Below are 26,979 nucleotides of genomic sequence, written 5' to 3'. Positions count from 1 at the left end.
GCGGTCTGGCGCCGGCCCCGCGAAGACCCTCCCGAGCTGCGGGAAGAACGGCGCCCACGCCTAGTAGAACCCGCCCGGCTGGCCCCGGTGAAAAGGCGACGAACGAGGCCCTCCGCCGAGGCGGAGGGCGAAGGTGTGGTGGCACCGCGAGGCTCCCGCTCGCCCACACCTCCCGGGGATCGCGTTGCGATTGATCGAGGAGGTAACCGCCGTGCAACGCATCCTGTCCTCCCAGCTCAGCCACCATGTCGGCGCGACCGTGCGGGTCGCCGGCTGGGTGCACCGCCGCCGGCTGCTCAAGTCGGTGGCCTTCCTGATCGTGCGGGACGCCGCCGGCCTGACCCAGGTGGTGGTCACCGACCCCGCCGTGCGCGCGGCCGTCGAGTCGCTGCCCGAGGAGACGGTCGTCGAGGTCACCGGCGCGGTGGTCGCGAACGCTACGGCGCCCGCCGGGGTCGAGCTGGCCGAGCCGACGGTACGCCCGCTCGGCCCGTCCGCCGTCCCGCCGCCGTTCGACCTGTACCGGCCGGCGCTCACCGCCACCCTGCCCACCCAGCTCGACCACGCGCCGACCGCGCTGCGCCATCCGACCCGCGCCGCAGCGCTGCGGATCTCGGCGGCGGCGGTGGCCGGCTTCCGGGCCGCCCTGGACGCCAGCGGGTTCGTGGAGATCCACACCCCGAAGGTGGTGGCCTCGTCCACCGAGAGCGGGGCGAACGTCTTCGCGCTGGACTGGTTCGGCCGGCCCGCGTACCTGGCCCAGTCGCCGCAGTTCTACAAGCAGCTCATGGTCGGCGTCTTCGAGCGGGTGTACGAGGTCGGGCCGGTGTTCCGCGCCGAGCCGCACGACACCGTCCGGCACCTGGCCCAGTACACCTCGCTCGACGTCGAGCTGGGTTTCGTGGCCGACCACTGGGACGTGATGGCGGTGCTGCGGGAGACCCTGGCCGGGATGCTGGCCGAGGTCGCGGCGCGGGCCGGCGGGTCGCTCGCCACCCTCGGCCTGACCCTGCCCGCGGTGCCCGCCGAGATCCCGGCCGTGCACTTCACCGAGGCGCTGAAGATCGCCGGGGCGCCGGCCGACGAGCCGGACCTCGCCCCGGCGCACGAGCGCGCGCTGGGGGAGTGGGCGAGCCGCGAGCACGGCTCGGACTTCCTCTTCGTCACCGGGTACCCGATGGCGAAGCGACCGTTCTACACCCACCCGGACCCGGCCCGGCCGGCCCACTCCAACGGCTTCGACCTGCTGTTCCGCGGGATGGAGCTGGTCACCGGCGGTCAGCGGCTGCACCGGTACGAGGACTACCTCGCCGCCCTGGCGGCCCGCGGTGAGCCGGTGGAGCCGTACGCCGGGTACGTGGACGCGTTCCGGCACGGGATGCCGCCGCACGGGGGTTTCGCCATCGGGCTGGAACGCTTCGTGGCCCGGCTCACCGGCGCGGCCAACATCCGGGAGGTGACCGCCTTCCCCCGGGACCTGCACCGGCTCACGCCCTGAGGAGGGAGGGGCCCCGGCCGACCGGGGCCCCTTCCCACCGGGCGTCGCGTCAGGGTGCGATCGGGAGCTGGCGCTTGTGGTCGGTGGCCCGGTAGCGGGCCACCAGCGCCGCCTCCACCTCCGCCGGCACCGGCCGCCCCTCCAGGTAGTCGTCGATGTGCTCGTAGGCCAGGCCGAGCGCGTCCTCGTCGAGCTTGCCGGGGGCCAGGCTCTCCAGGTCGGCGGTGGGCGCCTTGCCGACCAGCTCGGCGGGGGCGCCGAGGGCCTCGGCCAGCGCCCGCACCCGCCGCTTGGTCAGCCCGGTCAGCGGCACCAGGTCCGCGGCGCCGTCGCCGTGCTTGGTGAAGAAGCCGGTGACCGCCTCGGCGGCGTGGTCGGTGCCGACCACCAGCCCGTCGGTCGCGCCGGCCACCGCGTACTGGGCGATCATGCGCTGCCGGGCCTTGACGTTGCCGAGCACGAAGTCCTGCTGGGCGGCGTCGCGGAAGGTCAGGCCGGCGGCGAACAGCGCGTCCAGGGCGGCGTCGGCGGCCGGCTTGACGTCGACCGTGAGCACCCGGTCGGGGCGGATGAACTCCAGCGCCGCCTGGGCGTGGTGCTCGTCGGCCTGTACCCCGTACGGCAGGCGCATGGCGACGAAGGCGGCCGGGTGGCCGGCGGCGCGGGCCCGTTCCACGGCGAGCTGGCAGAGCCGGCCGGCGGTGGTCGAGTCGACCCCGCCGCTGATGCCCAGGACCAGCGTGGTCAGGCCGGTGTCGACCAGGCGGTCGGCGAGGAAGACGACCCGGCGCTCGATCTCCTCGGCGGCGTCGAAGGTCGCCGACACCCGGAGCTCCTCGGCGATCCGCTGCTGGGTCGACATCACGTCGGTCATCGGGGGTTTTCTCCTCGTCAGGCGGGACCGAGCAGGTCCCAGGGGTTGCCGGCGAGGTCGCGGAAGACGGCGACCCGGCCGTACGGCTCGGTGCGCGGGGGGCTCACGAACTCGACCTTCGCCTCGACCATCCGCCGGTAGGTGGCGTCGAAGTCGTCGACCTGGAGGAAGAAGCCGACCCGGCCGTGGGTCTGGTCGCCCACCGCCGCCGCCTGCCGCTCCCCGTCGGCACGGGCCAGCAGCAGCCCGGTCCCGCCGCCCGGCGGGCGGACCACCACCCAGCGCTTGGGTCGCCCGTCGTTGGTGAGCGACGGCTTGTCCTCCACCAGTTCGAAGCCGAGCACCTCGGTGAAGAAGGCGATCGCCGGGTCGTAATCGGCGACGACGAGGGTGACGAGGTCGATCCGCACCCGCTCAGCCCTGGACCGTGACCAGCGTGGACAGGTGTCGCTCGACCACCGGCAGCACGTCCGCGACCGTGATCGGACGGCCCAGCTCGGCGGTGAGCGAGGTGACCCCGGCGTCGCGGATGCCGCACGGCACGATCCGGTCGTAGTGGCCGAGGTCGCAGTCGCAGTTGATCGCGAAGCCGTGCAGGGTCACGCCCCGGGCCACCCGGATGCCGATGGCGGCCACCTTGCGGGCCGGCCCCCGGTCGTCCTCCGGCACCCAGACCCCGCTGCGACCCTCGACCCGGCCCGCGGCCAGCCCGAACTCGGCGCAGACGTCGATCAGCAGCTGCTCGGTGCGCCGGACGTACGCCACCACGTCAACCGGGTCGGGCAGCCTGACGATCGGGTAGCCGACCAGCTGCCCCGGCCCGTGCCAGGTGATCTTGCCCCCGCGGTCCACGTCGATCACCGGGGTGCCGTCCATCGGCCGGTCCCACGGCTCGGTCCGCTTGCCGGCGGTGTAGACGCTGGGGTGCTCCAGCAGCAGCACGGTGTCGCCCTGCTCGCCCGCCACCACGGCCTCGTGCAGCCGGCGCTGCTCGTCCCAGGCGGCCTGGTAGTCGAGCAGGCCGGCACGGACGGCGGTCAGCCCGGAAGTCGTCACGCTCACCCGTCCACCCTAATCCCGCCGCCCCCGCCCGGCCCGCGTGAGCCTCGTCGCCATTCCCCGCCGATCTTGCACTTTCGGCCGCCGGTTCGCGGCATTCGCACCCGATGCCGGGGCGGCACGTGCAAGATCGCGCGTCAGGACGGCGGGACCCGCCAGAGCCAGACGTCCTCGACGCGCTCGGGGGGGCCGAGCAGGGCGCTGGCGGTGCGGCGCACCGCCACCTCGTCGACGTCGAACTTCGCGCCGTGCACCCGGTCGGGCAGCACCACCGTCTCCACCCCCCAGTAGCGCAGGTCGGCCCGGGACTCCCGGATGCTGCCCTCGGTGACGATCGGCGCCAGCCCGGTCCGCGCGGCCTGGTCCATCAGCGCGCTGAAGGTGCGCGGGACCGGCCCGATCCGGCCCCGGCCGTCCGGCCCGCCCGGGCCGAGGAAGAAGCCGGCCGGGATGCGGAACTCGCCCTGCCGGTGTGCCAGGGCGTACGCCTGCCAGCGCTGGCCATCCGGGTAGAGGTCCACGGTCAGCGGCAGCGGGGTGAGCACCCCGCCGGGGGAGACGTAGCGCTGCCAGGCGCCGCTGGTGATGAACGCCGGGACCGGCTCGCGGACGCTGGTCAGCAGCGGGGTGGGCAGCAGCGGCAGCAGCGCCGCGACGAAGCCGAGCGCCCAGACCAGTTCGGTGGAGCGGTGCCGGGGCGGCCGGGCGCGCAGCGCGTCGAGCGCGTACGCCAGCAGCAGCCCGATCACCGGTGCCACCACCAGGGCGAGCCGGGCGGGCAGCGCCGCGTTGATCACCGGCAGGTTGTCCAGTACCCCGAACGGCAGCAGCTGGTCGGTGAGCCGGCCGTTCCACTTGGCCGTGGGGCCCCAGGAGAGCACCGCGAAGACGATGGCGGTCACGGCGAGCGCGGTGAGCGTGGCCCGGAACGCCCGGTCGGCGCGCCGCCAGAGCAGGACGAAGCAGGCGACGGCGAGCAGCAGCAGTGGGATGCCGAAGAAGGAGTTCTCCTCGGTGGGGTTGGGCGCCAGCGAGGTGCCCAGCCCGGCCCACCCGGCCAGGGACCGGCGCGGGTACGACCCGTACGCGGCGATGTCCTCGGAGTGGATGAGCGGGTCGAAGCCGGTGCCGTGGTACCGCTGCGGCCCGGCGAAGTGCAGCCACAGCGGGTACGCCAGCAGCACCCCGGCCACCAGCGCGGTCACCCCGAGCCCGCGCAGGAAGTTCGGCAGGGCGGCCCGCGCCTCGGCCCGGCGGGCCGGGTGCAGCGCCCACAGCAGCAGGAACAGGGCGAGCGCCAGGGCGGTGAAGAAGAGCCCCTCGGCGGCGATCGAGAAGGCGACCGCCACCAGCACGCCGAGCACGACCCCGCCGACGAGCGCGCGCCCGGGGCGGCGCAGCCGCAGCACGCCCCAGATGAGCAGCGGCACCAGCCAGCCCGCGGTCCAGTTCAGGTGGGCGTTGGCGTGCGACACCATGGCCGGGCAGTAGGCGATGAAGAGCGCGCCCACCCCGGCGGCCAGCCGGCTGGTGACCAGGTGGCGGCTCAGCAGCCAGTACCAGGCGACCGCGGTGGCGGCGAGGTTGAGGGTGAGGATCACCAGGAACGTCGCCGGCGGCCCGATCAGGTAGGTGAGCGGCGCGAAGACCACCGCGTACGCGGTGATCGAGGTGTTGACCGCGAGGTTCACCCCGTCCGGGACGTTGATCAGGTGGGTGAAGAGCGGATTCTCCCCGTGGGTCACCGCGTGCCCGCCGAAGGCCAGCAGCCACTCGAAGAGGGCCTGGTCGCTGGAGTTGACGGTGATCGTGCGGGTGTTCGGGTCCCGCCACATCCCGCTGGTCACCCAGAAGGCCAGGGCCACCGCGGCCAGCACGAGCAGCAGGTGGGCGCGCCGGTTCCGGGTGGCGGGCGCGGTCGAGGGGCCGGTGGCCACGGACGGGGAGGACGGCACGCAGCGGACGTTACCAACCGGACCTGGACACGCCGGTCAGACACGGACCTTGACCCAGAACCGCCACCCGCACACTTCGGCGTTGGTGAATGTGTGAGCGGGGACCATTCCCGGGGCGTGAAACACGGACGTAACGTCGCGGCAACTCGGGGGTGACCCAGTTCACAATTCGCCGTCAGGAGGCCGCCGTGCGCCGCTCCTCATCCCTTTTCACCCGCCTCGCCGGGGCGGCGGCCGGGGTCGTCCTGGCCGCCGCCGCCGTCCTCGCCGCCGCCCTGCCCGCCCAGGCCGCCACGCTCACCCAGGTCACCGGCTTCGGCTCGAACCCCGGCAACCTGGCCATGTACGCCTACCGCCCGGACGGCCTGCCGGCCAACGCCCCGGCGGTGGTGCTGCTGCACGGCTGCACCCAGAACGCCTCGACCTACTTCACCAACTCGGGCTGGCAGAAGTACGCCGACCAGTGGAAGTTCGCGCTGATCGTGCCGCAGCAGCCGTCGGCCAACAACGCCAACTCCTGCTTCAACTGGTTCGAGACCGGGGACACCGCCCGCGGCCAGGGCGAGGCGCTGTCGGTGAAGCAGATGGTGGACTACGCCAGGACCAACTACTCCGTCGACGGCAGCCGCGTCTACGTCAGTGGCCTGTCCGGCGGCGGGGCGATGAGCGCCGTCATGCTCGCCACCTACCCGGACGTGTTCGCCGCCGGGTCGATGATCGCCGGCCTTCCCTACCGCTGTGCCACCAGCATGACCAACGCCTTCACCTGCATGAACCCCGGAGTGGACAAGACCCCGGCGCAGTGGGGCGACCTGGTCCGCAACGCCTACGCCGGCTACACCGGCAAGCGTCCCCGGGTGGCCATCTGGCACGGCACCTCGGACACCACCGTCGCGCCCATGAACGCGGTCGAGTCGCGGGACCAGTGGACCAACGTGCTGGGCGTGTCGCAGACCCCGACCAGCACCGCCGCGCTGCCGGCCGGCACCAGCCTGGAGGTCTACGGCAGCGACCAGGTGCGGCTGTACCGGGTCTCCGGCATGGGCCACGGCACGCCGGTCGACCCGGGCTCGGCCACCGACCAGTGCGGCACCGCCGGGGCGTACTTCCTGGACACCATCTGCTCGACCTACCGCGACGCGCTCTTCTTCGGGCTCGACGGGGGCGGCACGCCGAACCCGACCCCGACGGCGACCGCGTCGCCCACGCCCTCGCCGACCCCGACGACCGCGCCGGTCTGCGTCACCGCCAGCAACTATGCGCACGTCACGGCCGGCCGGGCCTACCAGTCCGGCGGCTACGCCTACGCGCTGGGCAGCAACCAGCGGATGGGCCTCTACAACACCTTCTACACGAGCACCCTCAAGCAGACCGGCCCCGCCTACTGGGTCATCGGCTGCTGACCGCACTGCACGTCGCCCTCGCCGGCTCAGTCGGTGAGGGCGGCGTGCAGTGCGCCCGGCAGGTCCGGGTGGGTCCAGGTGAAGCCGGCGTTGCCGAGCACGCCGGGGAGGACCCGGGTGCTGGTGAGCGCCTCGTGGGCGAAGCCGCCGAGGGCGACCTTCAGGGCCAGCGTCGGGATCGGCATGATCGCCGGCCGGTGCAGCTGGCGGGCCAGCTCCCGGGTGAACTCGGCGTTGGTGGCCGGGGCCGGACCCACCACGTTGACCGGACCGGCGAGGTCGTCGCGGGCCAGCAGGAAGGTCATCGCGTCCAGCCAGTCCCGCATCGAGATCCACGGCAGCCACTGCCGGCCGTTGCCCAGCTTGCCGCCGACGCCCAGCCGGAACGGCAGCAGCTGCGGCTTGAGCATGCCGCCGTCGCGGTGCAGCGGCAGCCCGGTGCGCAGCCGTACCACCCGGGCGCCGGCGTCCTCGGCCGGGCGGGTGGCGGCCTCCCAGACCCGGCAGACGTCGGCCAGGAAGCCCTCACCGGCCGGTGAGTCCTCCTCGACCGTCCGGTCACCGGTGTTGCCGTACCAGCCGACGGCGGAGGCGTTGAGCAGCGCCGCGGGCCGGTCGGCGGCGGGCAGGCCGGCGATGGTGATGGCCAGGGTGGTGGTGCTGTCAACCCGGCTGGACCGGATCAGGCCCTTGTAGGCGTCGTTCCAGCGCTTGTCGCCCACCCCGGCCCCGGCCAGGTTCACCACCGCGTCGGCGTCGGCGACGACCTGCGGGTCAAGCTGCGCGGCCGACGGGTTCCACTGCCGCTCGTCGGGGGTGCGCGGCGCGCGGCGGACCAGGCGGGTGACCTGGTGCCCGTCCGCGGTGAGCCGGTCGACCAGTCGGGTGCCGAGGAAGCCGGACACACCGGCCATGAGGATCCGCATGCCCATATCTTCGGGTACGGACGCGGGGCCGGCTGCGTTGAGCGAAATCACTCACTCGTCGTTCGCGGCTCCTGCCCGCCGACCTTCCCGGCGCCACGCGCCGGGAAGGTGGCGTGAGGAGGGGTTCACTCCCCGGTCCGGCCGTCGATCGCCTCCCGCAGGATGTCGGCGTGCCCGAGGTGGCGGGCGTATTCGTCGACCATGTGCGCGAGTATCCAGCGCAGCGAGTGCGAGGACCCGGTGCCGGGGTGGCGGCCGACCGCGTCCAGCGGGCATTCGGCGGCGATCCGCCGCGAGGCGGTCACCTCGGCCCGCCAGAGCGCGAAGGTCTCCGCGCCGGTGGCCTCGGCGACGTCGGTGAACGGGGCGTCCGGGTCGTCGGTGAGGTCGAAGAGGTCGCCGGGGAAGGCGTCGGCGAGCACCGCCTGGAAATACCACCGCTCCACCGTGGCCAGGTGCCGGACCAGGCCGATCAGGGACAGGCTGGACGACGGCACCGGCCGCAGGCGAAGCTGGGCGTCGGTGAGCCCCGCGCACTTGCGGACCAGGGCGTCCCGCTGGAAGTCCAGGAAGGTCTCGAGCAGCGTCCGTTCGTCCACGGTGGCGGGTAACGCGAATCGTTCGTCGATCACCGCTCGCATCGTACGCGCGTTCGAGCCTGGTGGCTGGCCTCGGCTCGATCCACTCGGATCGTCGGCGACGACGGGCTCGCTGGCCGTCCCGTGTGTCCGGCGGGGGATGGCCCAGCCGAGGAAGCGGGCGAAGAGCTGCCCGGGCTCCGGCCCGTCGTGAGGGTGCAGCGTGTGCAGTTGACCTGCCGCGTCGTGCAGCATCCCGCCGAGGTAAATGAGCAGCGCCACGCGGTCGTGGGCGTACTCCCGGGTCAGGGTGAGCCGGGCCGGCGCGCAGGGCCAGGGTGCGGCGCAGGTCCGGCAGAACCAGAGCGGCCGCAGGGGCAGGTGCGCAGCGCTCACCACCGGCCGCCATTGGCCCGCCAGGTCTGGGCCGGGGTCAGCCGGCCGGCCCGCCCGACCTGCGGGTTCGCCCGGGTCGCCTCGTCCCACCAGCGGCTGCTCGGCGGCGGTGCCGGCGGCTCGGTGGGGACCGGCGCGTGCCGGTCCGGGCAGGCGGTCCAGCGCAGGCCGCAGGAGCACCAGCGCCGCCCGCGCCGCCAGGTCCGTCGGTGCCGGGGAGCGAGCGGCACCGGCTTCGCGTTCCGGCGCGGCCACACGGTCAGCACGCCCGATCGGGTACGCGCACCAGCAGCTCGCCGCGTCTCGCCAGCTCGTCGATCACCCCGTCGGGGAGACCGCGCGAGCGCAGCACTCGCCGTCCCCAGCGGTGCAGCAGACAGGGGTACGGGGTCCGGCCGCTGCGGCACAGCGGGCCGGTGGGCCATTCCTCGGGCCGGTGCACCAGCATCGCCCGGATGGCGAGCTTGACGTCCTCCACCGTGACGAACCACGGCACCGGTAGCTCGCCGAGCACCTTCTCCATCGCATCCACCGGCTGGCCGACCATTGAGCGCACGCTGCTCCGCCTCTCTTGTCGGGGTGCGGCGCCGAGACGGGCGGGGACGGCCGTGTGCGTGTGGTCGGCCGCAGCCCGGCACCCGCCCCGGGCCTGCTCGCGGGCCCGCCGACGCCAGGTCGCGGGAGGGGGTGGCACCCGGCCGACTACCGGGGGAGTGGCCGGCCGGGTGGTTCTACGGGACGACCAGCTCGCGGTTTGCAGACCTGGAAGCTGGTCAGAGAGAGCTTTGCACATCATGTTGTGCAAAGCAAGGATGAAGCTCTTCCTTACTTGTTGTGCCTAGTAGTTCATGGTCGAATGGCGGTGCAGACCTGGGAGTGTGGATGCCCGCCAAGGCGAAGTGGGCGCAGTTGGCCGACCATCTCCGTGAGCGGATTGAGTCGGGCGACCTGGCGCCGGGGGAGAAGCTGCCGTCGACCGCGCAGCTCAAAGAGGAGCACGGCGTGTCGCAGACCGTCGTGCGTCAGGCGATCCTCGTCCTGCAGATGCAGGGTTGGGTGGAAGGCGTCCACGGAGTCGGCGTGTTCGTCGCCGAGCGGCACGACTAGCTGCTCGCGCTGGTTGATCGGGAGCACCGGAAAGGCTGGCACGGCCCAGCTTGTGTGGAGGTTGGGTCATGGCGCCACGAAGCAAGATCGTGGACGAGCAGGAGGTCCGCGCCTGGTTCGCGGAGGGCCGGTCCTACGGGTGGATGTCCGAGGAGTACCTGCGGAAGTACAACATCGAAATGTCCGCCTCCGGCTGGAGCTACTTCCGTCGCCAACAGGGCCTTGCGCGACGAACCGTCCGGGACGACAACCTCATTCCGTGGTTCGTCAAGCCGGAGCACCGATATCACTACCTGCTGATCCTGCTGCGCACGGAGGCGCGCCGCCGTGTGGGGAAGAAGCTGGACCGTGATGACCAGTATCGGCTGGATGCGTTGAAGCGGAACCTCATCGAGAGCGGTCTCGTGGTGCAGTACGACCCGGAATCCGACACAGGATTCAGCCTGGTGCTGCGCCGGGAGGGTATCGACAGGGACATGATCCGCGAGCCCGAGCGCAAAACGACCCTCAGGCCGCCGGCTGACTGACCCAATCCCGCTGGCGGCCCGATTAGGGCGGACACCCATGATCGAACTCCAGCTTGCCGATCTGGCGGTTTCACGGTGCGGGGGACACCAACACCTCGGCGAGCTGGAGTTGATCAAGCGATGGCGGTCAGGCGGGGGAGCATTGGGGCCAAGGCGTCGACGGTGCCGGCGCGGACCACGAAGCGGTTGATCCCCCAGCGGCGCCGGTGCTCCGCGACCGCCGCGACGATCTCGTTGGCCGTGCCGATCAGCAGGAACGGGGTGGCGAGCAGTTCGGCGACGGTCAGCCCGGTGTCGGCGGCGATCTCAGCGGCGGCGGCCTCCGCGTCGTCGGTCACGGTCACCTGCTGGACCAGGGCCTCGAGCGCGGGCGGCTCGCGCCGCCCGGCTGCCCCGGCCGCTACGTGCGCGAGCTGCGCCTCGATCTGGTCGGCCCGCCAGCGCACGTCGTGGGCGTGGCCGTCGGCGAGAGTACGCCCGAAGCCGGTCAGCCCGACCACGTCGGCGTGCGCGCCGGCCCAGCGCAGCAGCGTCGAGTTGGCCGTGCCCATGGTGAGCGGAACCCGGTCCCGCACGGGTCGCAGCTCGGTCAGCCGGGCGGCGTACGCCGCCAGCTCCGGGGTGTCAACGGTGACCTCGTTGCCGGCCAGCAGGTCGCGTACGGCCTCGGCGACCGCGACGCAGCGGCGGACCCGGGCGGCGACGTCGGGGCGTTCGCGGCCGACGGCCCGCCACTCGGCCGGGGTGTGCCCGGCGCCGAGGCCGAGCCGCGCCCGGCCGCCGGAGACCACGTCCAGGGTGGCCACGTCGGTGGCGAGCAGGATCGGCTCCCGCACCCCGGCGTTCGAGACGTACGAGCCGAGGCCCAGCGTCGAGGTCACCGCCGCCGCGGCGGCGAGGGCCACGAACGGGGCGGCGCCGTGACCGGGGTGGTCGGCGGCGAGCAGGGCGTCGAAGCCGGCCGCCTCGACCCGGCGGGCCAGGTCGGTCCAGCTCGTCGCGTCGGTCGGCCGGGCCTGCACGGAGAAGATCGCCATCGGCCCAGCATTCCTGGGCACGCACCCCTCCGGCCAGCCCGGACCCGCCGATTCTGCTGACCGGCGAATCCGGGGCGGCCCCCGCCTCAGCCGGCGGACTCGTGGAGGGCGTCGAGGCGGGCCAGGTCGTCGTCGGTGAGCCGCAGCGCCCCGGCCGCGACGTTCTCCGCCAGGTGCGCCGGGTTGCCCGTGCCCGGGATGGCGAGCACGTTCGGCCCCTGCCGCAGCGTCCAGGCCAGCCGGACCTGCGCCGGGGTCACGCCGTGCGCCCGGGCCACCGCGCGCACCTCGTCGTGCTCCGCGCCGCTCGCCCCGGCCTCCCGACCGCTGGTCGCGAGCGAGAAGAACGGCACGAACGCGGTCCCGTGCGCGGCGCAGTCCCGGATCAGCGCGTCGTTGCTCCGGTGGTAGCCGAGGCCCCACGAGTTCTGCACGCAGACCACCGGGGCGATGGCGCGCGCCTCGGCGACCTGGTGCGGCTTCACCGCCGAGACGCCGAGGTGCCGGATCAGCCCGGCGTCGCGCAGTTCGGCGAGCGCGCCGAAGTGCTCGGCCAGCGGCTCCGGGCCGTACACCCGGAGGTTGACCACGTCGAGGTGGTCCCGACCGAGCTGGCGCAGGTTCTCCTCGACCTGGCCGCGGAGTTGGTCCGGCCGGGCCATCGGCAGCCACTGGCCGGACGGGTCCTTGCTCGGCCCGACCTTGGTGACGATGACCAGCTCGTCCGGGTACGGCGACAGCGCCCGGTTGATCAGCTCGTTGGCCGAGCGCAGCGGCGAGAAGTAGAACGCCGCGGTGTCGATGTGGTTAACCCCCAGCTCGACCGCGCGGCGCAGCACCGCCACGGCCCGGTCCCGGTCGCTGGGGCTGCCGTCCGCGTTCGCGGTCAGCCGCATCGCGCCGAAGCCGATCCGGTTGACCGTGCGGTCGCCCAGCTGCCAGGTGCCGGCCGCGGCGGCGTCGACGGTGTCGATGGTCATGCGGTCTCCGTCCGTTCGAAGGTGTCCTCGTTCCGGGGTGCCGTGAGGCCGAGCAGTTCCACGGGCTCGCCCGCCAGCCGGTTCAACGCGGCGACCAGTTTGCGCTCCTCGTAGCTGAAGTGCGACTCCAGCAGCGCGGCGAGCCCGTCCAGCTCGGCGCGGACGGACCGGCCGTCGGGCGCCTCGGCGAGCAGGGCGTCGATCCGGCGCAGCAGGTCGGCGACAACCCGGTGGTCGGCGCTCAGCTCGGCCAGCACGGGACGCAGCTCGGGCGCCTGCTCGGCCAGGACGTGGAACGCGCCGCCGTCCTCGCCGGTGTGGTGCCGGTCCAGCGCCGCGCAGAACCCGACGCAGTGCGCGCGCAGCTCCCGGGTCAGCCCGACGGTGCCGCCGTCGGCGGAGTCGAGGCTCGCGCGAAGCCGGGCCAGCTCCTCGCGGAGCCAGTGGTGGATCTCGATCAACTGGGTGCCGAGGGCGGTCAGCCGGCCGCTCGGCGGGTGGGATGGGTGCACATGGTCCCCTGCTGTCCCGCGCCTCCATGCCCACGGCGGCCTTCGTGCCGGGTGCACCGCGACGCTGCGCGGCAGTCTAGGCGTTCCGCCGGTCGCACCGCGAGCCGCCGACGGCGCCGCGTCGACGTCCGGCTCACTCGCCCTCGTCGCGCTCGTGCGGCTCGTGCCAGCGGGCCCGATAGGCGGCCTCGTGCGCCTCGTGGCTGGTCCGCTCCTCGAAGACGAGCCTCCGCAGCGCCCGCCGGCCGTCGTCGAAGACCACCACCTCGGCCGCCACCATGCCGACGGTGAGGGCGGTCAGCAGCGCCAGGGCCGCCAGCGCGGGCAGGTGTTCGGCCACCGGGATGCTCACGGCGAGCAGCAGGACCGTCGCGACCCGGGTCCAGCTCAGGGTGTGCAGGGTGCGGAGCTGGAAGAGCATGTTGCCGCAGATGTAGCAGATCACGCCGCCGAAGAGCAGCGGTACGCCGGGGCCGTGCGCGGCCAGGTGCGCCGGTACGTGCGGGTCGGCGACCTGGTGCACGATCATCTCGGCGCCGAGCGCGAAGAGGATGATGCCCGCGATCATCGGCAGGAACAGGTACCCGTAGGCGTCCCGGGCCATGGCGACGCGGGGGCCGTCCTCGGCGGCGTGCAGGGCGATCCGGGCGGCCGGCCCGATCATGTCGTAGTGCGCCCACCAGAGCGCGGCGGTGAAGAAGATGCCGAGCACCGCCGCCGCCACGGCCGGCCAGGTGGGCGCCTGGCCGAGCAGGTTGCTGCCGACGCCGACCGAGATGACCGACTCGCCCAGCGCGATGATCAGGATGAGGTCGTAGCGCTCGGACCAGTGCTCGGCGGAGGCGACGCCCCAGCCCCAGGTGCCCGCGATGAGACCGGTGGCGTACTGGAGCAGCACGACGGTCGCCCACAGCCCGTCCCGGACCGCCGCGGCCGAGAAGAGGTCGTCGATCTTCGGGGGGATCAGGGCGGCGACCCCCAGCAGCAGGGTGCTGCCCACCAGCTCGGGGGTGAACCGGAGGAGCTGGCGGCGCTCGTTCGGGCTGTCCCGCACGGCGTGCAGGTAGAGCAGCAGGTGCACCCCCCGGATGACGGTGTAGCTGACCGCCGCGACGATCGGCCCGGCCGCGTTGCCGCGCGGGTCCCGGAACGCGTTCGGCAGGGACAGGGCGAAGGTGAACAGGGCCGCCATGCCGACCGTCATGAGCACCGGGACGAAGCCCTCGCCGAGCCGGATCCGGGTGGCCACGATGCTGTGCACCACCCACGACCACCAGAGCACGGCGAGGACCAGCAGCGCGTGCAGCAGGGCGCCGCCGCTGACCTGGAGCGCGGTGGCCCGGGTGATGATGAAGAACGAGAAGACGAAGACTAGGTCGAAGAAGACCTCGAACCGGTCCACCCGGGCCCCGGGCGCCACCGGCACCGCCGGCCCGAGGCGTCCCCGCCTACCGAAGCCGCTCACCGACCGAGTCTGTCAGCGCCGGATCGGCGGCGGACCGGATTCTGCTCAGGCCGGCCGGCGGCGCAGCCCGTCCATCAGCAGGTCGAGCAGGCGGCCGGCCTGCGCGCGCTGGTCCGGCTCGCCGGCCACCAGGGAGACGCCGCTCAGCCCGGCGAGCACGTCGGCGGCGGCCACGTCGGCGCGTACGGTGCCCGCGGCGGCGCCGGCCGCCAGCAGGTCGCCCAGCGCGGCGAGCAGCCGGTCCCGGCTGTGGGCGTACGGGTTGGCGCCGGAGGCGATGGCCAGCCGCAGCGCGTCGGCCATGCCCCGCTTGGTGGCGATGTAGTCGACGAACCGGTCCATCCAGGCGCGGACCGCCGCCTCGGCGGGCAGGGCCGCGAGCAGCTCCGGCGCGGCGTCGCAGAGCTTGGCCAGCTCGTTGCGGTAGGCCGCCTCGATCAACGCCTCCCGGGTGGGGAAGTGGCGGTAGAGGGTGCCGATGCCGACTCCGGCCTCCTTGGCGATGCGGTCCAGCGTTACCTCGGCGCCCGCCTGGGAAAACGCGTGTACCGCGGCGTCCAGCAGTCGTTGCCGGTTGCGCAGCGCGTCGGCGCGCAGCGGTCGGTCGGGCACGTCTCCTCCTCGGCTCGACCGGGAGACAAGTCCGGCCGAAGTGGCAACCGGAGTCTCCTCCGGTTAGGCTCGAGCCGTAACGGAGGATCCTCCGCTTCTCATCGTAGCGGGCGGACACCGGTCCGTGCCGCCGCCGACAAGGATGGATCATGACCACCAGTACACCCGTCAGCACCCCGTTCTCCCGTGAGACCACCGCCCTGGAGGTCGTGCGTGACCTCGACCTGACTGGTCGGCGGGCCGTCGTCACCGGCGGCGCCTCCGGGATCGGCGTGGAGACCGCCCGCGCGCTCGCGGCCGCCGGGGCCGACGTCACCCTCGCGGTCCGAAACACTGAGGCCGGACAGCGCGCCGCCACCGACATCACCGGCACCACCGGCAACGACCGGATTCTGGTGGCCCCGCTCGACCTGGCCGATCTCGGCTCGGTGGCCGCCTTCGTCCGCACCTGGGACGGGCCGCTGCACATGCTGGTCAACAACGCCGGCATCATGGCCTCCCCGGAGCTGCGCACCGAGCAGGGCTGGGAGATGCAGTTCGCGACCAACCACCTCGGGCACTTCGCGCTGGCCACCGGGCTGCGCCCGGCGCTCGCCGCGGCCGAGGGCGCGCGGATCGTCTCGGTCAGCTCGGCGGCCCACCTGCGCTCGCCGGTGGTCTTCGAGGACATCCACTTCCGGCAGCGGCCGTACGACCCGTGGCAGGCGTACGGGCAGTCCAAGACCGCGAACGTGCTCTTCGCGGTGGACGCCACCCGCCGCTGGGCCGGCGACGGGATCTACACCAACGCGCTGATGCCGGGCGCGATCCGGACCAACCTCCAGCGCTACATCAGCGAGGAGGAGCTGGACCGCATGCGCACGGAGAGCGGCGGGGGAGCGGCGTACTGGAAGAGCCCCGAGCAGGGCGCGGCCACCTCGGTGCTGGTCGCCGCCTCGCCGCTGGTCGCCGGGGTCGGCGGCCGCTACTTCGAGGACTGCCAGGAGGCCGGGCCCAACCAGCCGGGCACCCGCACCGGCTACGCCCCCTACGCCCGTGACCCGGAGGCCGCCGAGCGGCTCTGGGAGGTCTCTGAGGAGCACCTGCGCGGCTGACCCGGAAACGACGAGAGGGGGCGCGCGGCATTCGCCGCGCGCCCCCTCTTCGGTCCGGGGGTCAGAGCCCCAGTTCGGCCTCGAAGTTGCCGGCCTCCAGCCGCTCCTTGACCGCGACGAGGAAGCGGGCCGCGTCCGCGCCGTCGATCAGCCGGTGGTCGTACGACATGGCCAGGTAGACCATCGAGCGGACCGCGACGACCTCGCCCAGCTCCGGGTCGTTGACCACGACCGGGCGCTTCACCACGGCACCCGTGCCGAGCATCGCCGACTGCGGCGACGGCACGATCGGGGTGTCGAAGAGCGCGCCCCGGCTGCCGGTGTTGGTCAGCGTGAAGGTCGCGCCGGCGAGCTCGTCCGGGCTGATCTTGTTGGTCCGGGTGCGCTCGGCCAGGTCGGCGACCCGCTTGGCGATGCCGCCCAGGTTGAGGTCACCGGCGTTGTGGATGACCGGCACCAGCAGGCCGCGCTCGGTGTCCACGGCGATGCCGAGGTGCTCCGCGTCCGGGTAGGTGATCGTCCCGCCCGCCAGGTCCAGCCGGGCGTTGACGATCGGGTAGGACTGGAGCGCCTCGACGGCGGCGAGGGCGAAGAACGGCAGGAAGGACAGCTTGACGCCGTGCCGCTGCTGGAAAGAGTCCTTGGCCTGGGCCCGCAGCTTGGCGATCCGGGTGACGTCCACCTCGATCACCGTGGTCAGCTGCGCCATCTCGTGCAGCGACTCGTGCATCCGGTTGGCGATGGCCTTGCGGATCCGGGGCAGCTTCTCGACGGTGCCCCGCTTGCTGCTCGGCTGCGGCTTCGCGGCCGGCTTGGCCGGGGCCGGGGCCGGAGCCGCGGCGGCCGGCTGCGCGGCGGGCGCGGCCTGGGCGGCCTTCGCCTTCTCGGCCGCCTCCAGCACGTCCTGCTTGCGAATCCGCCCGCCGACGCCGGTGCCGTTGACCGAGGACAGGTTGACGCCGTGCTCGGCGGCCAGCTTGCGAACCAGCGGGGTCACGTAGCCGGCGCCCTCCTCGCCACCGCCCTGGGCCGGAACGGTCGACCGCTGCGGCGTGGGGGTCGGCGCGGCCGGCTGGGCGCCCTGCTCGACCTTGGCCGGCTGCGCGGCCTGCTCCGTCTCGGCGGCCGGCTCGTTGTAGGACAGGCCCGGGGTCGGCTCCTCGACCTTGGGCTCCGGCTGCGGCACGGGCTTCGGCTCCGGCTTGGGCTCGGGCTTCGCCTCGGCCTTGGGCTCGGGCTTCGGCTCCGGCTTCGCCGCGGCCGGCGCGGCGCCCGCGGCGCCCACGATCGCCAGGACGCCGCCGACCTCGGCGGTCTCGTCCTCGGGGACCTTGATCTCCAGCAGCGTGCCGGCGACCGGCGACGGGATCTCGGTGTCGACCTTGTCGGTGCTGACCTCGAGCAGCGGCTCGTCGACCTCGACGGTGTCGCCGATCTGCTTGAGCCAGCGGGTCACCGTGCCCTCGGTGACGCTCTCGCCCAGGGCCGGCATGGTGACCGGGGTGCCCTCGCCCGACGGCGCGGCGGCGGCCGGGGCCGGCTCCTCGACGGCCGGCTGCTCCGCCTCGGCCTGCGGCTCGGCGGCGGCCTGCTCGGCCTGCTCCGCCGGGGCCTCCTGCTGCTGCGGGGCGGCCGCTCCGGCCTCCTCGCCCGCACCGGCGATGACCGCCAGCTCGCTGCCGACCTCGGCGGTCTCGTCCTCGCCGACCACGATCCGGCTCAGCACGCCCGCCGCGGGGGACGGGATCTCGGTGTCCACCTTGTCGGTGGAGACCTCGAGCAGCGGCTCGTCGACCTCGACGGTGTCGCCCTCCTGCTTGAGCCAGCGCGTGACGGTGCCCTCGGTGACGCTCTCGCCGAGCCGGGGCATGGTGACCGATACCGGCATGTTCTCCAGACTCCTTCATTCCCCTGGTGGGATCATCGCCCGTCGCCGGACGCCGCGGTTGTCGTGATCAGGCGTGCGAGTGCAGCGGCTTGCCGGCCAGGGCCATGTGCGCCTCGCCCAGGGCCTCGGTCTGCGTCGGGTGGGCGTGCACGAGCTGCGCCACCTCGGCCGGGTACGCCTCCCAGTTGTAGATGAGCTGCGCCTCGCCGATCAGCTCGCCGACCCGGGCGCCCACCATGTGCACGCCGACCACCGGGCCGTCCTCGACCCGGACCAGCTTCACGTGCCCGGCGGTCTTGAGGATCTGGCTCTTGCCGTTGCCGCCGAGGTTGTAGTTGTAAGTCTTGATCTTGTCAGCGCCGTACTGCTCCTTGGCCTTCGCCTCGGTCAGGCCGACCGACGCCAGCTCCGGGTCGCAGTAGGTCACCCGCGGGATGCCGGCCTCGTCGATCACGGCCGGGTTCTTGCCGGCGATCTCCTCGGCGACGAAGATGCCCTGCTGGAAGCCGCGGTGGGCGAGCTGGAGGCCGGGCACGATGTCGCCGACCGCGTAGACGTTCGGCACGCTGGTGCGCAGCCGCTCGTCGGTCAGCACGTAGCCGCGGTCCATCTTGACGCCCTGCTCCTCGTAGCCGAGGTTGGCGGTGGTCGGGCCGCGGCCGACGGCGACCAGCAGCAGCTCGGCCTCGACCGTGTCGCCGCCGGCGATGGTCAGCTTGACGCCGTTCTCGGTCTTCTCGACCTTCTCGAACGGCTTGCCGACCTTGAAGTTGATCTTCCGCTTGCGGAATGCGCGCTCCAGCGCCTTCGAGGACTCCTCGTCCTCGGCCGCGACCAGGCGGGGCAGCGCCTCGACGATGGTCACGTCCACGCCGAAGGACCTCCAGACGCTCGCGAACTCGACGCCGATCACGCCGCCGCCCAGCACGATCGCCGAGGAGGGGACCCGGTCCAGGGTCAGCGCGTGGTCGCTGGTGATGATGCGCTCGCCGTCGACCTCCAGGCCGGGCAGGCTCTTCGCGTAGGAGCCGGAGGCCAGGATGATGTTGCGGCCGGTGTAGCGCTTGCCGTCGACCTCGACGACGTTCTTCCCGACCAGCTTGCCGGCGCCCGCCACGAAGGTGATCTTCTTGGAGCCGCCCACCAGGCCCTGGAGGCCCTTGTAGAGGCGGGAGATCACGCCGTCCTTGTACGAGTTGACGGCCGCCATGTCGATGCCGACCAGCTCGGCCTTGACGCCGAACTGCTCCGACTCGCGGGTCTGGTCGGCGATCTCGGCGGCGTGCAGCAGGGCCTTGGTCGGGATGCAGCCGTTGTGCAGGCACGTGCCCCCGAGCTTGCCCTTCTCGATCAGGGCGACGGACAGGTCCAGCTGGGCGGCACGCAGCGCCGCCGCGTAGCCGCCGCTACCACCTCCGAGGATGACGATGTCGAAGGTTGCGTCGTTCGGCTCGCTCACGTCCAACTCCCAGGTCGCGTCGCTGCATCGGGGGTTACGGCGGAGTAACAGGCACACCCCACCTCGGTCATCTTGTCACCACCGGGGTCGGAGCGCGTACCGAGGTGCCCAACGACACGTCGGTGACACGTACGCTTGGCACCGTCTTCGATGACGGACGGGGAGGAGTGGGTCGGTGGCGCTGTTCCGACGACGCAAGCAGGCGGGTGCGGTGAGCCGCGACCGAACCGCGGAACGCGCCGATCTGGACCACCTTGAGAGTTTCATCCGCACCCGGCGGGGTGTCGAGGCATACCTGGAACCCAGGACCACGGTCACCGAGACGACGATCATGCTGATCGCCGACGACGGCGAGTGGACCCGGCGGCGGGTCGGCGGGCCGGAGGAGGCCCGCCGGTTCGCCCACCGGCTCGCCGTCCCGATCTACGACGTCCGGCTGATGGGCTACCCGCAGCGGATGCGCGACTACAACGAGCGCCGCAAGCGTCGCCCCGAGCTGTTCTGACCCGGACACGCGGACGGGGCGCCCCCGGCGAGGGAGCGCCCCGTTTCGGCGTGGTGGACGGGTCAGCCGTTGGCGGCGACGTCGTCGACCAGGTGCAGCAGCGTGCGCACCGGGACGCCGGTGCCGCCCTTGGTCCAGTAGCCGGTCGCCTCGCCCGAGTGGTAGCCGGGGCCGGCGATGTCGATGTGCGCCCAGGCCACGTCGTCGCTGACGAACTCGCGCAGGAAGACGCCGCCCTGGAGCATGTGGCCCGCCCGGTCCATGCCGGCGTTGACCTGCGAGATGTCGGCGACCTCGGAGTCCATGCCCTTGCGCACGTCGTCCGGCAGCGGCATCGGCCAGGCCGGCTCGCCGGTCGCGTCACCCGCGGCCCGGACCCGCTCGCACAGCTCCGGGGTGCCCATCACGCCGGCGATCCGCTTGCCCAGCGCGATCACCTGGCCGCCGGTCAGCGTCGAGGTCTCGAAGAGGTAGTCGGCGCCGTCCTCGCAGGCCCGCGCGATGGCGTCGGCCAGGATCATCCGGCCCTCGGCGTCGGTGTTGAGCACCTCGACCCGCTTGCCGCTGTACATGGTGATCACGTCGCCCGGCCGGTAGCTGGTGCCCGACGGCATGTTCTCCGCCATCGGCAGGTAGCCGGTGACCGCGACGGACGGCTTGAGCGCCGCGACCGCCAGCATGGCCGCGCCGACGGCCGCCGCGCCCGCCATGTCGGACTTCATCTCCCACATGCCCTGGGCCGGCTTGATCGAGATGCCGCCGGTGTCGAAGGTGATGCCCTTTCCGACCAGCGCCACCCGCTTGCCGTTGCCGCCGCCCTCCGGGGTGTAGGTCAGCTTGACCAGCCGCGGCGGGGCCTCCGAGCCCTGGCCCACGGCGAGGATGCCGCCGTAGCCGCCGGCGGCCAGCGCCGCCTCGTCGAGCACCTCGACGCCGAGCCCGGCCTCCCGCGCGGCGGCGGCCACGGCCTCGGCGAACGACGGCGGGCGCAGCTCGTTCGGGGCCGTGTTGACCCAGTCCCGGCTGGTCCGCACCGCGCCGGCCACCGCCTGCGCGCGGGTGACCTCGGCCTGGGCGGTCGCGTCGGCCGCGTCCGGCACCGCGACCAGCACCTCGGCCACCGGCTCGCGCCGGGACGGCTGGGGCTTGGTCTTGTAGCCGGCGAACCGGTAGCCGCCGAGCAGCGCGCCCTCGGTGACTGCGCGCAGCGCGGCCGGGGCGTCGGCGTCGTCGGGCAGCGGCAGGGCGAGCGCGACGCGGGACGCGCCGGCCAGGGCGCGGACCGCCGCGCCGGCGGCCCGGCGCAGGGTCTCCGGGGCCGGGGCGGCGCCGGAGGGCTCGGGGCCGAGCCCGACGGCGGCGACCACCGGGGCGGTGACCGTGCCGAGCGTGGCCAGCTTGATCACCTCGCCGGGGCCGCCGGTTGCGCCGAGCAGGGTCAGCGTCTCGGTCAGCTTGCCGTCGAACGCGGCGGCGATGCTCTCCGCGCCGCTGGCCAGCAGCAGGGCGCCGGCGGGTGAGCCGGGCTCCTGCTCGGTGGTCTGGCTGTGCACGCCGATCACGATCGCGTCGACGGCGAGTTCGGCGGGGTCGGTGTCGACCAGGCTGAGGGTGGTGCGGGGCGATGTCACGAAAGCTACTCCGGGCGGGCCGGGCCGGCCGCGGCGTCGCGTACCGGCGATGAAGGTCTCCGGCGGCGAACCTACCCGCCGGACGCGTGGCTGTCCCGCCGACGGGTGCAGACGGGACGTCCCGCCGGCACCCGATGGCGTGCAGCCGGGGTCCCGCCGATGCTAACCACCGGGTCACGGGCCGGTAAGTTGCCACCCATGACCGAGGTGACCTCCGACGCCGCTGAGACCCGGCTGCGTCGTTCCCCGTTGCACGAGCGGCACACCGCGCTCGGTGCGAAATTCGCCCCCTTCGGGGGCTGGGAGATGCCGCTCGAGTACGCCGGCGGCGGCGTGCTCAAGGAGCACACCGCCGTGCGTACCGGGGTGGGCGTCTTCGACGTCTCGCACCTGGGCAAGGCCCGGATCACCGGGCCGGGCGCCGCGGACTTCGTGAACTCCTGCCTGTCCAACGACCTCGGCCGGATCGCGCCCGGCAAGGCCCAGTACACGCTCTGCTGCGACGACGCCACCGGCGGCGTGGTGGACGACATCATCGCCTACCTGCACGCCGGGGACCACGTCTTCCTGGTGCCGAACGCGGCGAACACCGCCGAGGTGGTCCGCCGGTTGCGCGCCGCCGCGCCCGACGGCGTGGCCGTCACCGACGAGCACGAGGCGTACGCGGTGCTCGCGGTCCAGGGGCCGCGCTCGGCCGAGCTGCTGGGCGCGCTCGGCCTGCCCACCGACCACGACTACATGAGCTTCTCGACCGCCTCGCTGGAGGGCGTCGAGCTGACCGTCTGCCGCACCGGCTACACCGGCGAGCTCGGCTACGAGCTGGTCGTGCCGGCCGGCGACGCGCTCGCCGTCTGGGACGCGCTGTTCGCCGCCGGTGCGGCGTACGAGCTGCGCGCCTGCGGCCTGGCCGCGCGGGACACGCTGCGCACCGAGATGGGGTACCCGCTGCACGGGCAGGACCTCTCCCTGGACATCACCCCGGTGCAGGCCCGCTCCGGCTGGGCGGTCGGCTGGGACAAGCCGGCCTTCTGGGGCCGGGAGGTGCTGCTGGCCGAGAAGGCCGCGGGCCCCGCCCGTACGCTGCGCGGCCTGGAGGCGGTCGACCGGGCCATTCCCCGCCCCGGCATGGCCGTGTACGCCGGCGACAAGCAGGTCGGCGTCGTCACCAGCGGCACCTTCAGCCCGACCAGGAAGCAGGGCATCGCCCTGGCCCTGGTCGACACCGACCCGAAGCTTCCCGACGGCGAGGTGCTGGAGGTGGACATCCGCGGTCGCCGCGCCCAGATGCGCCTCACCCGCCCGCCCTTCGTGCAGCCCTCCGTCCGCTGACCGACGGGGGCCCGACGGTCAGGAGTCGGTGGTCGGGGGTTCGCCGGCGTCGAGGACGGCCTGGGTCCAGCCGCCCTCGATGACGCCGGTCGCGTCGAGGAGGGCCCAGTCGACGACGTCGGCGGCCTCCACCACCACGGGGGCGCCGATCCGGACGGTCGGGTCGCCGGCGGCGTCGCTGGCGCTCGCGCCGACGATCCGCTCCGGGGTGTCCCACGAGGTCACCCCGGCCCAGACGTACTCGGGGCCGTCGTCGCCGGGCAGGCCGTACTTGACCACGAGCTGGCTCTCGGCGGGGAGCAGGCCGGCGAGGAAACGGGCCCGGATGTCGTCCAGCCCCTCCCGGGCGGTGGCGATCGCCCGGCTCATCGCGTCGCCCGAGCGGGCGTACCGGATGTCGGGCTGGATGCTGTTGAACAGGGTCGCGCAGGCGGCGGCGAAGTAGCGGCCGGGCGGGCCCGGGTGCCCGGGCGGCGGGTTGAGGGTGAGGAACGAGTCGGCGTCCGGGTCGGTCGCCGGGTCGAGTTCCAGCCGCAGCAGGACCGGCGCCGTCGCGCCGTGCTGCTCCGGATTGCCGTACGCCACTGCGATGTCGTGCCCGGTCACCGTGGCCAGCACCGGGAGCTGCACGAACGCCGGCACCTCCTCGCCGGCCAGGCCCTCGGTCCAGTCCCGCAGCAGCCGCCGGGCGGCCCCGGTCATCACCGCGCCCCAGGCCCGGGTGAGGTGGTCCGGCACGCCCTGGGCCTGGAGCTCCAGCAGCCCGAAGCGGCGCAGCCCCTTGGTGGTGAACCAGAGCCCGTCGGTGTCCGACGAGTACGGCACCAGCACCCAGTCGACCAGCCGGATCCGGCCCTGCTCGTCGGGGAGCGACCGCAGCGCGGCCGCCGGGTCGAGGAACTGGAGCCCGAAGACGTCCACCACGTCCCCGTCGACCGTTTCGGCGACCGCCGCGGCCACCGCCCGGGCCGCCCACTCGTGCGCCGGCGGCCAGCCCGGCCGGTACTCGGCCTGCACCACCACCAGGTGCGTGGCGGCGGCCAGCCGGGCCAGTTGCGGCTCGGTCGCCCCGAACGCGGTGAGCAGGTCCGGCGGCAGCTCGGGGAACTCGCTGACCGGCCGGGTGTCCACGGTCATCAGCGGGCTGTCGAGCATCTGCTTGGCCAGCCCGTGCACCGGCTCGGCGAGCCGGCCGGCCAGCCCCTCCACCGCGGTCTTCGGGCTCACCTTCGGCAGGCCGACGATCGGCACCAGGTAGGTCGCGTCCAGCGACTCCGGCACCGGTACGGGCAGGAAGTCGTCCGTGATGAGCATGCCGTCCCCCTCGACCGCGCCGGTGCACCTCGCCTGAGAACGCTACCCGCCCGGACGGGTGACGCTCAGGCGGACAGCACCAGTCCCAGGTAGGACAGCGTGGTGACGATCTCCACGAGGGCGCCGAGCACGTCGCCGGTGATCCCGCCGAGGCGGCGTACCAGGTGCCGGAGGAGCCCGGCCGCGACGGCGAGCGCCGCGAGCACGGCGAGCGGCCCCTGCCACGGGCGGCCCGGCACCGCGGGCACGGCCAGCAGCGCCACGACGGCCGCGCCGGCCACCAGCGCGACCGGCCCCACCGTGCCGGCCACCAGCGCGCCCAGCCCCTCCGACCGGGCCGCCGGCACCCCGCGCCGGCAGGCCAGCGCGACGCCCAGCCGGCCGGCTGCCGTCGCGGCGACCACCGCCGCGAGCGCCGCCGGCCGGGACCGACCGGCCAGTTCCGCGAGCACCGCGGCCTGGAGCAGGAGTACGACCACCAGCGCGACCACCCCGAACGGGCCGACGTCCGGCTTCTTCATGATCTCCAGTGCGGCCGGCCCGCGGCGGTAGGAGCCCAGCGCGTCCACGGTGTCGGCCAGCCCGTCCAGGTGCAGGCCCCGGGTGAGCAGCGCGGCCAGCGCGACGGTCACCCCGGCGGCGACCAGCGGGGGCGCGACCGCCGCGGCGAGCAGCAGCACCACCCCGAGGAGCGCGCCGAGCAGCGCCCCGACCGCCGGGGCGAGCGCCATGGCGGCGCCAGCCGCGGCCCGGTCCACCCGGCCGGCGCGCACCGGCGCCGTGGTGAAGGTGGTGAGCGCCAGCCGGATCCCGTCGGCGAGCCGGAACTCAGTCGGCACGTCGGCCGGGGGCGACCGGCTCGTCGGGCTCGATCGTGGTCGGCCCCGGCCCGGCCGGCTCCGGCTCGGCGAACCGCGGCTCGGGCTCGGTGCCGGCCGGCTCGGGCTCGGTGCTGGTCGGCCCCGGCCCGGCCGGCTCCGGCTCGGCGAACCGCGGCTCGGGCTCGGTGCTGGTCGGACCCGGGCCGGCCGGCTCGGGCTCGGCGAAGTCCTCGTCGTCGCCGCCGCTCAGCGACGGGTGCACGGGCAGGCCGGCGGCGAGCGCCAGGGCCGAGCGCAGCAGCGGCAGGGCGGCCAGCGCGGTCGCTCCCTCGCCCAGGTCGAGCCGCAGGTCCAGCAGCGGGGCCAGGCCCAGCACGTCGGCGGCGAGCCGCACCCCGGGCCGGCCGCCGTGGTCGGGCAGCAGGCACCAGTGCCGGGCCTGCCCGGCCAGGTCGCGGCTGACCATGCCGGCGGCCACCCCGACCGGCCCGTCCAGCAGCACCGGGACACGGCGGGCGGTCGCGCCGAGCAGCACGCCGGTGGCCACCGCCACGTCGCCGCCGCCCAGCTCGGCGAGCACGTCCTTGGCTTCCCGGGGGGACCGCCGGGTGCGGTGCAGCGCGTCCCGGACGGCCGCGCAGCGGACCATCCAGGCGGCGTCGTCGTACTCGCCGTGCTCGGTGACCACCCGGCCGAGGACCGCCGGGGGTTCCGCGCCGGCCGTGGCCGCCAGCACCGCCGCGGCGGCCGCCTCGGTGCCGGCCCCGCACGCCGCCAGCACCAGCAGCTGTACGCCCGCGTCGGCGGCCTGCTCGGCGAGCCGCCAGCCGTAGCGCAGGGCCGACTCGACCTGCTCGGCGGTGAGCGCCGGCCCGTCCTCCATCGGTGCGGAGGCGGGGGTCTCGACCACCTGGAGGCTCGCCCCGCTCTCGGCCGCCAGCCGGGCCAGCGGCCCCTTGCCGGCGCGCGCCTGCCGGGCGCGGCGGGCCGACTCGCCGGGTGCCGCGCCGGCCGACGCCCCACCCTCGTGGTCGCCGTGCAGCAGCAGCACCCGGACCGAAGCCCACGGCGTCGGCGTCGCGGTGCCCTGGGTGGCGCCGGCGAAGCCGACCACCCGCTCCAGCACGCCGAGGCCGGCGCCGGGGATGTCCAGGGTGGCGAGCCGGTCGACCGCCTGCGGGCCGGTGTAGTCGTCGGGCATCGGCAGTTCCATGCCGGGCTGGATGACCAGGCCGGTGGCGACCATCGGCAGCGCCATGGTGGGCGCGGCCCAGTCGGCCGCGCCGGTCGCGCCGCCCGGCGCCGGGGCCGGGGCGGCCGCCGCGGTCGGGGTGAGCACCTCGGGCAGCGCCTCGTCGGGCGCGCCGGTCACCGGCTCCGGGGCGCCCGCCCGGCCGGGGCCGGCCGGCTGCGCCGGTGCGGCCCGCTTCAGCCAGGCGGTCTGCCCGGCCACCACCAGCGCGACGGCGTCGCAGGCGTCGGCGACCGCCCGGTTGGTCGCGCCCAGCGCGTCGGTGAACGCCCGGCCCAGCGGCGTGGTGGGCACCAGGGACAGGCCCACCTCCGGGCTGACCAGCACCAGCCGGGCGGCGCTGGCCCGGATCGCGGCGGCCAGCTCGGCGATGGTGGCCGTGTCGTCGGCCGGCTGGTGGGCCGGGTCGAGCAGCACGGTCACCCAGCCGCCCAGGTCGTCGACGAGCAGCGTCTCGTTCGGCCCGGCCGCCGCGATCACCTCGGCCAGCCGGCCGGGGTCGGCCGCGGTCTCCTCGGTCGTCCAGCTGCCCGGCCGGCGGGCCCGGTGGGCCGCGAGCCGGGTCGCCCACTCGGTGTCCTCCGGGTCCCCCTCGGGGGCGGTGGCCACGTACCGGACCGTGGGCGCCTCGGCGACCACCGACTCGGCGAACTCCGACTTGCCGGAGCGGATACCGCCGAGCACCAGGAGGGTGTTCCACCCGTCAACGGACATGCCCGTACCTTAAAGCCGTCCGGCGGGTCGCCGCCCGCCGGCC

General features: G+C 74.1%; 26 protein-coding genes. 7 read left to right on the top strand and 19 right to left on the bottom strand.

Translation table 11 applies throughout. From position 1 onward, the window contains the following. The first annotated feature begins 211 nt into the window (after positions 1–211). The gene (aspS, locus tag AC0OLQ_RS27640; protein WP_484528683.1) at positions 212–1,498 is read left to right on the top strand and encodes an aspartate--tRNA(Asn) ligase; all 1,287 of its coding nucleotides are present in this window, start codon (positions 212–214) and stop codon (positions 1,496–1,498) included. A 49-nt stretch (positions 1,499–1,547) separates the two neighbouring features. On the opposite strand, the gene nadE is transcribed toward aspS, so the two are convergent. The 4 genes from nadE to AC0OLQ_RS27620 form a co-directional block, all read right to left on the bottom strand. Beyond that, on the bottom strand, positions 1,548–2,372 hold the full coding sequence (gene nadE, locus AC0OLQ_RS27635; RefSeq protein ID WP_484528682.1) for an ammonia-dependent NAD(+) synthetase: 825 nt from the start codon (positions 2,370–2,372) through the stop codon (positions 1,548–1,550). 17 nt (positions 2,373–2,389) lie between these two features. Then, complete coding sequence (locus AC0OLQ_RS27630; RefSeq protein WP_484528681.1) at positions 2,390–2,782, bottom strand: VOC family protein; 393 nt, start codon at positions 2,780–2,782, stop codon at positions 2,390–2,392. A 4-nt stretch (positions 2,783–2,786) separates the two neighbouring features. Next, positions 2,787–3,434: a lipoyl(octanoyl) transferase LipB gene (gene lipB, locus AC0OLQ_RS27625; protein ID WP_484528680.1), complete on the bottom strand. Its 648-nt coding sequence runs from the start codon at positions 3,432–3,434 to the stop codon at positions 2,787–2,789. A 134-nt stretch (positions 3,435–3,568) separates the two neighbouring features. Next, positions 3,569–5,386, bottom strand: a complete 1,818-nt coding sequence (locus AC0OLQ_RS27620) for a DUF6311 domain-containing protein (protein WP_484528679.1) — start codon at positions 5,384–5,386, stop codon at positions 3,569–3,571. Between the two features lie 188 nt (positions 5,387–5,574). Between AC0OLQ_RS27620 and AC0OLQ_RS27615 the strand changes: the two genes are divergently transcribed. Next, a complete protein-coding gene (locus AC0OLQ_RS27615; protein ID WP_484528678.1) occupies positions 5,575–6,789 on the top strand; it encodes an extracellular catalytic domain type 1 short-chain-length polyhydroxyalkanoate depolymerase in 1,215 nt (404 codons plus the stop codon). A gap of 26 nt (positions 6,790–6,815) precedes the next feature. Here AC0OLQ_RS27615 and AC0OLQ_RS27610 read toward each other — a convergent pair whose 3' ends face one another. The 4 genes from AC0OLQ_RS27610 to AC0OLQ_RS27595 form a co-directional block, all read right to left on the bottom strand. Continuing rightward, complete coding sequence (locus AC0OLQ_RS27610; RefSeq protein ID WP_484528677.1) at positions 6,816–7,715, bottom strand: TIGR01777 family oxidoreductase; 900 nt, start codon at positions 7,713–7,715, stop codon at positions 6,816–6,818. A 125-nt stretch (positions 7,716–7,840) separates the two neighbouring features. Continuing rightward, a complete protein-coding gene (locus AC0OLQ_RS27605) occupies positions 7,841–8,689 on the bottom strand; it encodes a DinB family protein (protein WP_484528676.1) in 849 nt (282 codons plus the stop codon). Further along, on the bottom strand, positions 8,686–8,955 hold the full coding sequence (locus tag AC0OLQ_RS27600) for a hypothetical protein (RefSeq protein WP_484528675.1): 270 nt from the start codon (positions 8,953–8,955) through the stop codon (positions 8,686–8,688). Before AC0OLQ_RS27600 ends, AC0OLQ_RS27605 begins: the two co-directional genes overlap by 4 nt. Further along, positions 8,949–9,236 (bottom strand): hypothetical protein, encoded by a 288-nt coding sequence (locus AC0OLQ_RS27595; protein WP_484528674.1) that lies wholly within the window; start codon positions 9,234–9,236, stop codon positions 8,949–8,951. Before AC0OLQ_RS27595 ends, AC0OLQ_RS27600 begins: the two co-directional genes overlap by 7 nt. Before the next feature lie 329 nt (positions 9,237–9,565). Between AC0OLQ_RS27595 and AC0OLQ_RS27590 the strand changes: the two genes are divergently transcribed. Both AC0OLQ_RS27590 and AC0OLQ_RS27585 read left to right on the top strand, forming a co-directional pair. Next, complete coding sequence (locus tag AC0OLQ_RS27590; RefSeq protein WP_484528673.1) at positions 9,566–9,796, top strand: winged helix-turn-helix domain-containing protein; 231 nt, start codon at positions 9,566–9,568, stop codon at positions 9,794–9,796. 89 nt (positions 9,797–9,885) lie between these two features. After that, the gene (locus tag AC0OLQ_RS27585; RefSeq protein ID WP_484528672.1) at positions 9,886–10,323 is read left to right on the top strand and encodes a hypothetical protein; all 438 of its coding nucleotides are present in this window, start codon (positions 9,886–9,888) and stop codon (positions 10,321–10,323) included. A gap of 113 nt (positions 10,324–10,436) precedes the next feature. Here the strand turns inward: AC0OLQ_RS27585 and AC0OLQ_RS27580 are convergent, their stop codons facing one another. The 5 genes from AC0OLQ_RS27580 to AC0OLQ_RS27560 form a co-directional block, all read right to left on the bottom strand. Then, on the bottom strand, positions 10,437–11,360 hold the full coding sequence (locus AC0OLQ_RS27580) for an LLM class flavin-dependent oxidoreductase (protein WP_484528671.1): 924 nt from the start codon (positions 11,358–11,360) through the stop codon (positions 10,437–10,439). An 86-nt stretch (positions 11,361–11,446) separates the two neighbouring features. Then, positions 11,447–12,340, bottom strand: a complete 894-nt coding sequence (locus tag AC0OLQ_RS27575) for an oxidoreductase (protein WP_484528670.1) — start codon at positions 12,338–12,340, stop codon at positions 11,447–11,449. Further along, positions 12,337–12,852 carry a hemerythrin domain-containing protein gene (locus AC0OLQ_RS27570; RefSeq protein WP_484528669.1) on the bottom strand — a complete coding sequence of 172 codons (516 nt, stop codon included), beginning with the start codon at positions 12,850–12,852 and terminating at the stop codon, positions 12,337–12,339. Before AC0OLQ_RS27570 ends, AC0OLQ_RS27575 begins: the two co-directional genes overlap by 4 nt. Positions 12,853–12,985: 133 nt before the next feature. Next, a complete protein-coding gene (locus AC0OLQ_RS27565; RefSeq protein WP_484528668.1) occupies positions 12,986–14,317 on the bottom strand; it encodes a low temperature requirement protein A in 1,332 nt (443 codons plus the stop codon). Positions 14,318–14,362: 45 nt separating this feature from the next. Further along, on the bottom strand, positions 14,363–14,929 hold the full coding sequence (locus AC0OLQ_RS27560; protein ID WP_484528667.1) for a TetR/AcrR family transcriptional regulator: 567 nt from the start codon (positions 14,927–14,929) through the stop codon (positions 14,363–14,365). A 149-nt stretch (positions 14,930–15,078) separates the two neighbouring features. Between AC0OLQ_RS27560 and AC0OLQ_RS27555 the strand changes: the two genes are divergently transcribed. Beyond that, on the top strand, positions 15,079–16,023 hold the full coding sequence (locus AC0OLQ_RS27555) for an SDR family NAD(P)-dependent oxidoreductase (RefSeq protein WP_484528666.1): 945 nt from the start codon (positions 15,079–15,081) through the stop codon (positions 16,021–16,023). A 61-nt stretch (positions 16,024–16,084) separates the two neighbouring features. Here AC0OLQ_RS27555 and sucB read toward each other — a convergent pair whose 3' ends face one another. Both sucB and lpdA read right to left on the bottom strand, forming a co-directional pair. Then, positions 16,085–17,911 carry a 2-oxoglutarate dehydrogenase, E2 component, dihydrolipoamide succinyltransferase gene (sucB, locus tag AC0OLQ_RS27550; RefSeq protein WP_484528665.1) on the bottom strand — a complete coding sequence of 609 codons (1,827 nt, stop codon included), beginning with the start codon at positions 17,909–17,911 and terminating at the stop codon, positions 16,085–16,087. Positions 17,912–17,978: 67 nt separating this feature from the next. Continuing rightward, positions 17,979–19,370 carry a dihydrolipoyl dehydrogenase gene (gene lpdA / locus AC0OLQ_RS27545; RefSeq protein WP_484528664.1) on the bottom strand — a complete coding sequence of 464 codons (1,392 nt, stop codon included), beginning with the start codon at positions 19,368–19,370 and terminating at the stop codon, positions 17,979–17,981. A gap of 175 nt (positions 19,371–19,545) precedes the next feature. Here lpdA and AC0OLQ_RS27540 point away from each other — a divergent pair, with 175 nt between their 5' ends. After that, complete coding sequence (locus tag AC0OLQ_RS27540; RefSeq protein WP_357335619.1) at positions 19,546–19,875, top strand: hypothetical protein; 330 nt, start codon at positions 19,546–19,548, stop codon at positions 19,873–19,875. A 62-nt stretch (positions 19,876–19,937) separates the two neighbouring features. Here the strand turns inward: AC0OLQ_RS27540 and AC0OLQ_RS27535 are convergent, their stop codons facing one another. Further along, entirely contained in the window at positions 19,938–21,506 is a 1,569-nt protein-coding gene (locus tag AC0OLQ_RS27535) for a leucyl aminopeptidase (RefSeq protein WP_484528663.1), read from the bottom strand. Between the two features lie 198 nt (positions 21,507–21,704). Between AC0OLQ_RS27535 and gcvT the strand changes: the two genes are divergently transcribed. Further along, positions 21,705–22,835: a glycine cleavage system aminomethyltransferase GcvT gene (gcvT, locus tag AC0OLQ_RS27530; protein WP_484528662.1), complete on the top strand. Its 1,131-nt coding sequence runs from the start codon at positions 21,705–21,707 to the stop codon at positions 22,833–22,835. Positions 22,836–22,853: 18 nt separating this feature from the next. Here gcvT and AC0OLQ_RS27525 read toward each other — a convergent pair whose 3' ends face one another. The 3 genes from AC0OLQ_RS27525 to AC0OLQ_RS27515 form a co-directional block, all read right to left on the bottom strand. After that, positions 22,854–24,149, bottom strand: a complete 1,296-nt coding sequence (locus tag AC0OLQ_RS27525) for a DUF2314 domain-containing protein (RefSeq protein WP_484528661.1) — start codon at positions 24,147–24,149, stop codon at positions 22,854–22,856. A gap of 65 nt (positions 24,150–24,214) precedes the next feature. After that, complete coding sequence (gene cobS, locus AC0OLQ_RS27520) at positions 24,215–24,988, bottom strand: adenosylcobinamide-GDP ribazoletransferase (protein WP_484528660.1); 774 nt, start codon at positions 24,986–24,988, stop codon at positions 24,215–24,217. Continuing rightward, positions 24,978–26,936, bottom strand: a complete 1,959-nt coding sequence (locus AC0OLQ_RS27515; protein WP_484528659.1) for a bifunctional adenosylcobinamide kinase/adenosylcobinamide-phosphate guanylyltransferase — start codon at positions 26,934–26,936, stop codon at positions 24,978–24,980. Before AC0OLQ_RS27515 ends, cobS begins: the two co-directional genes overlap by 11 nt. Positions 26,937–26,979: the final 43 nt, after the last annotated feature.

Source organism: Micromonospora sp. Utrum1, assembly GCF_057197805.1.
This window is presented reverse-complemented; position numbering and strand designations above follow the sequence as displayed.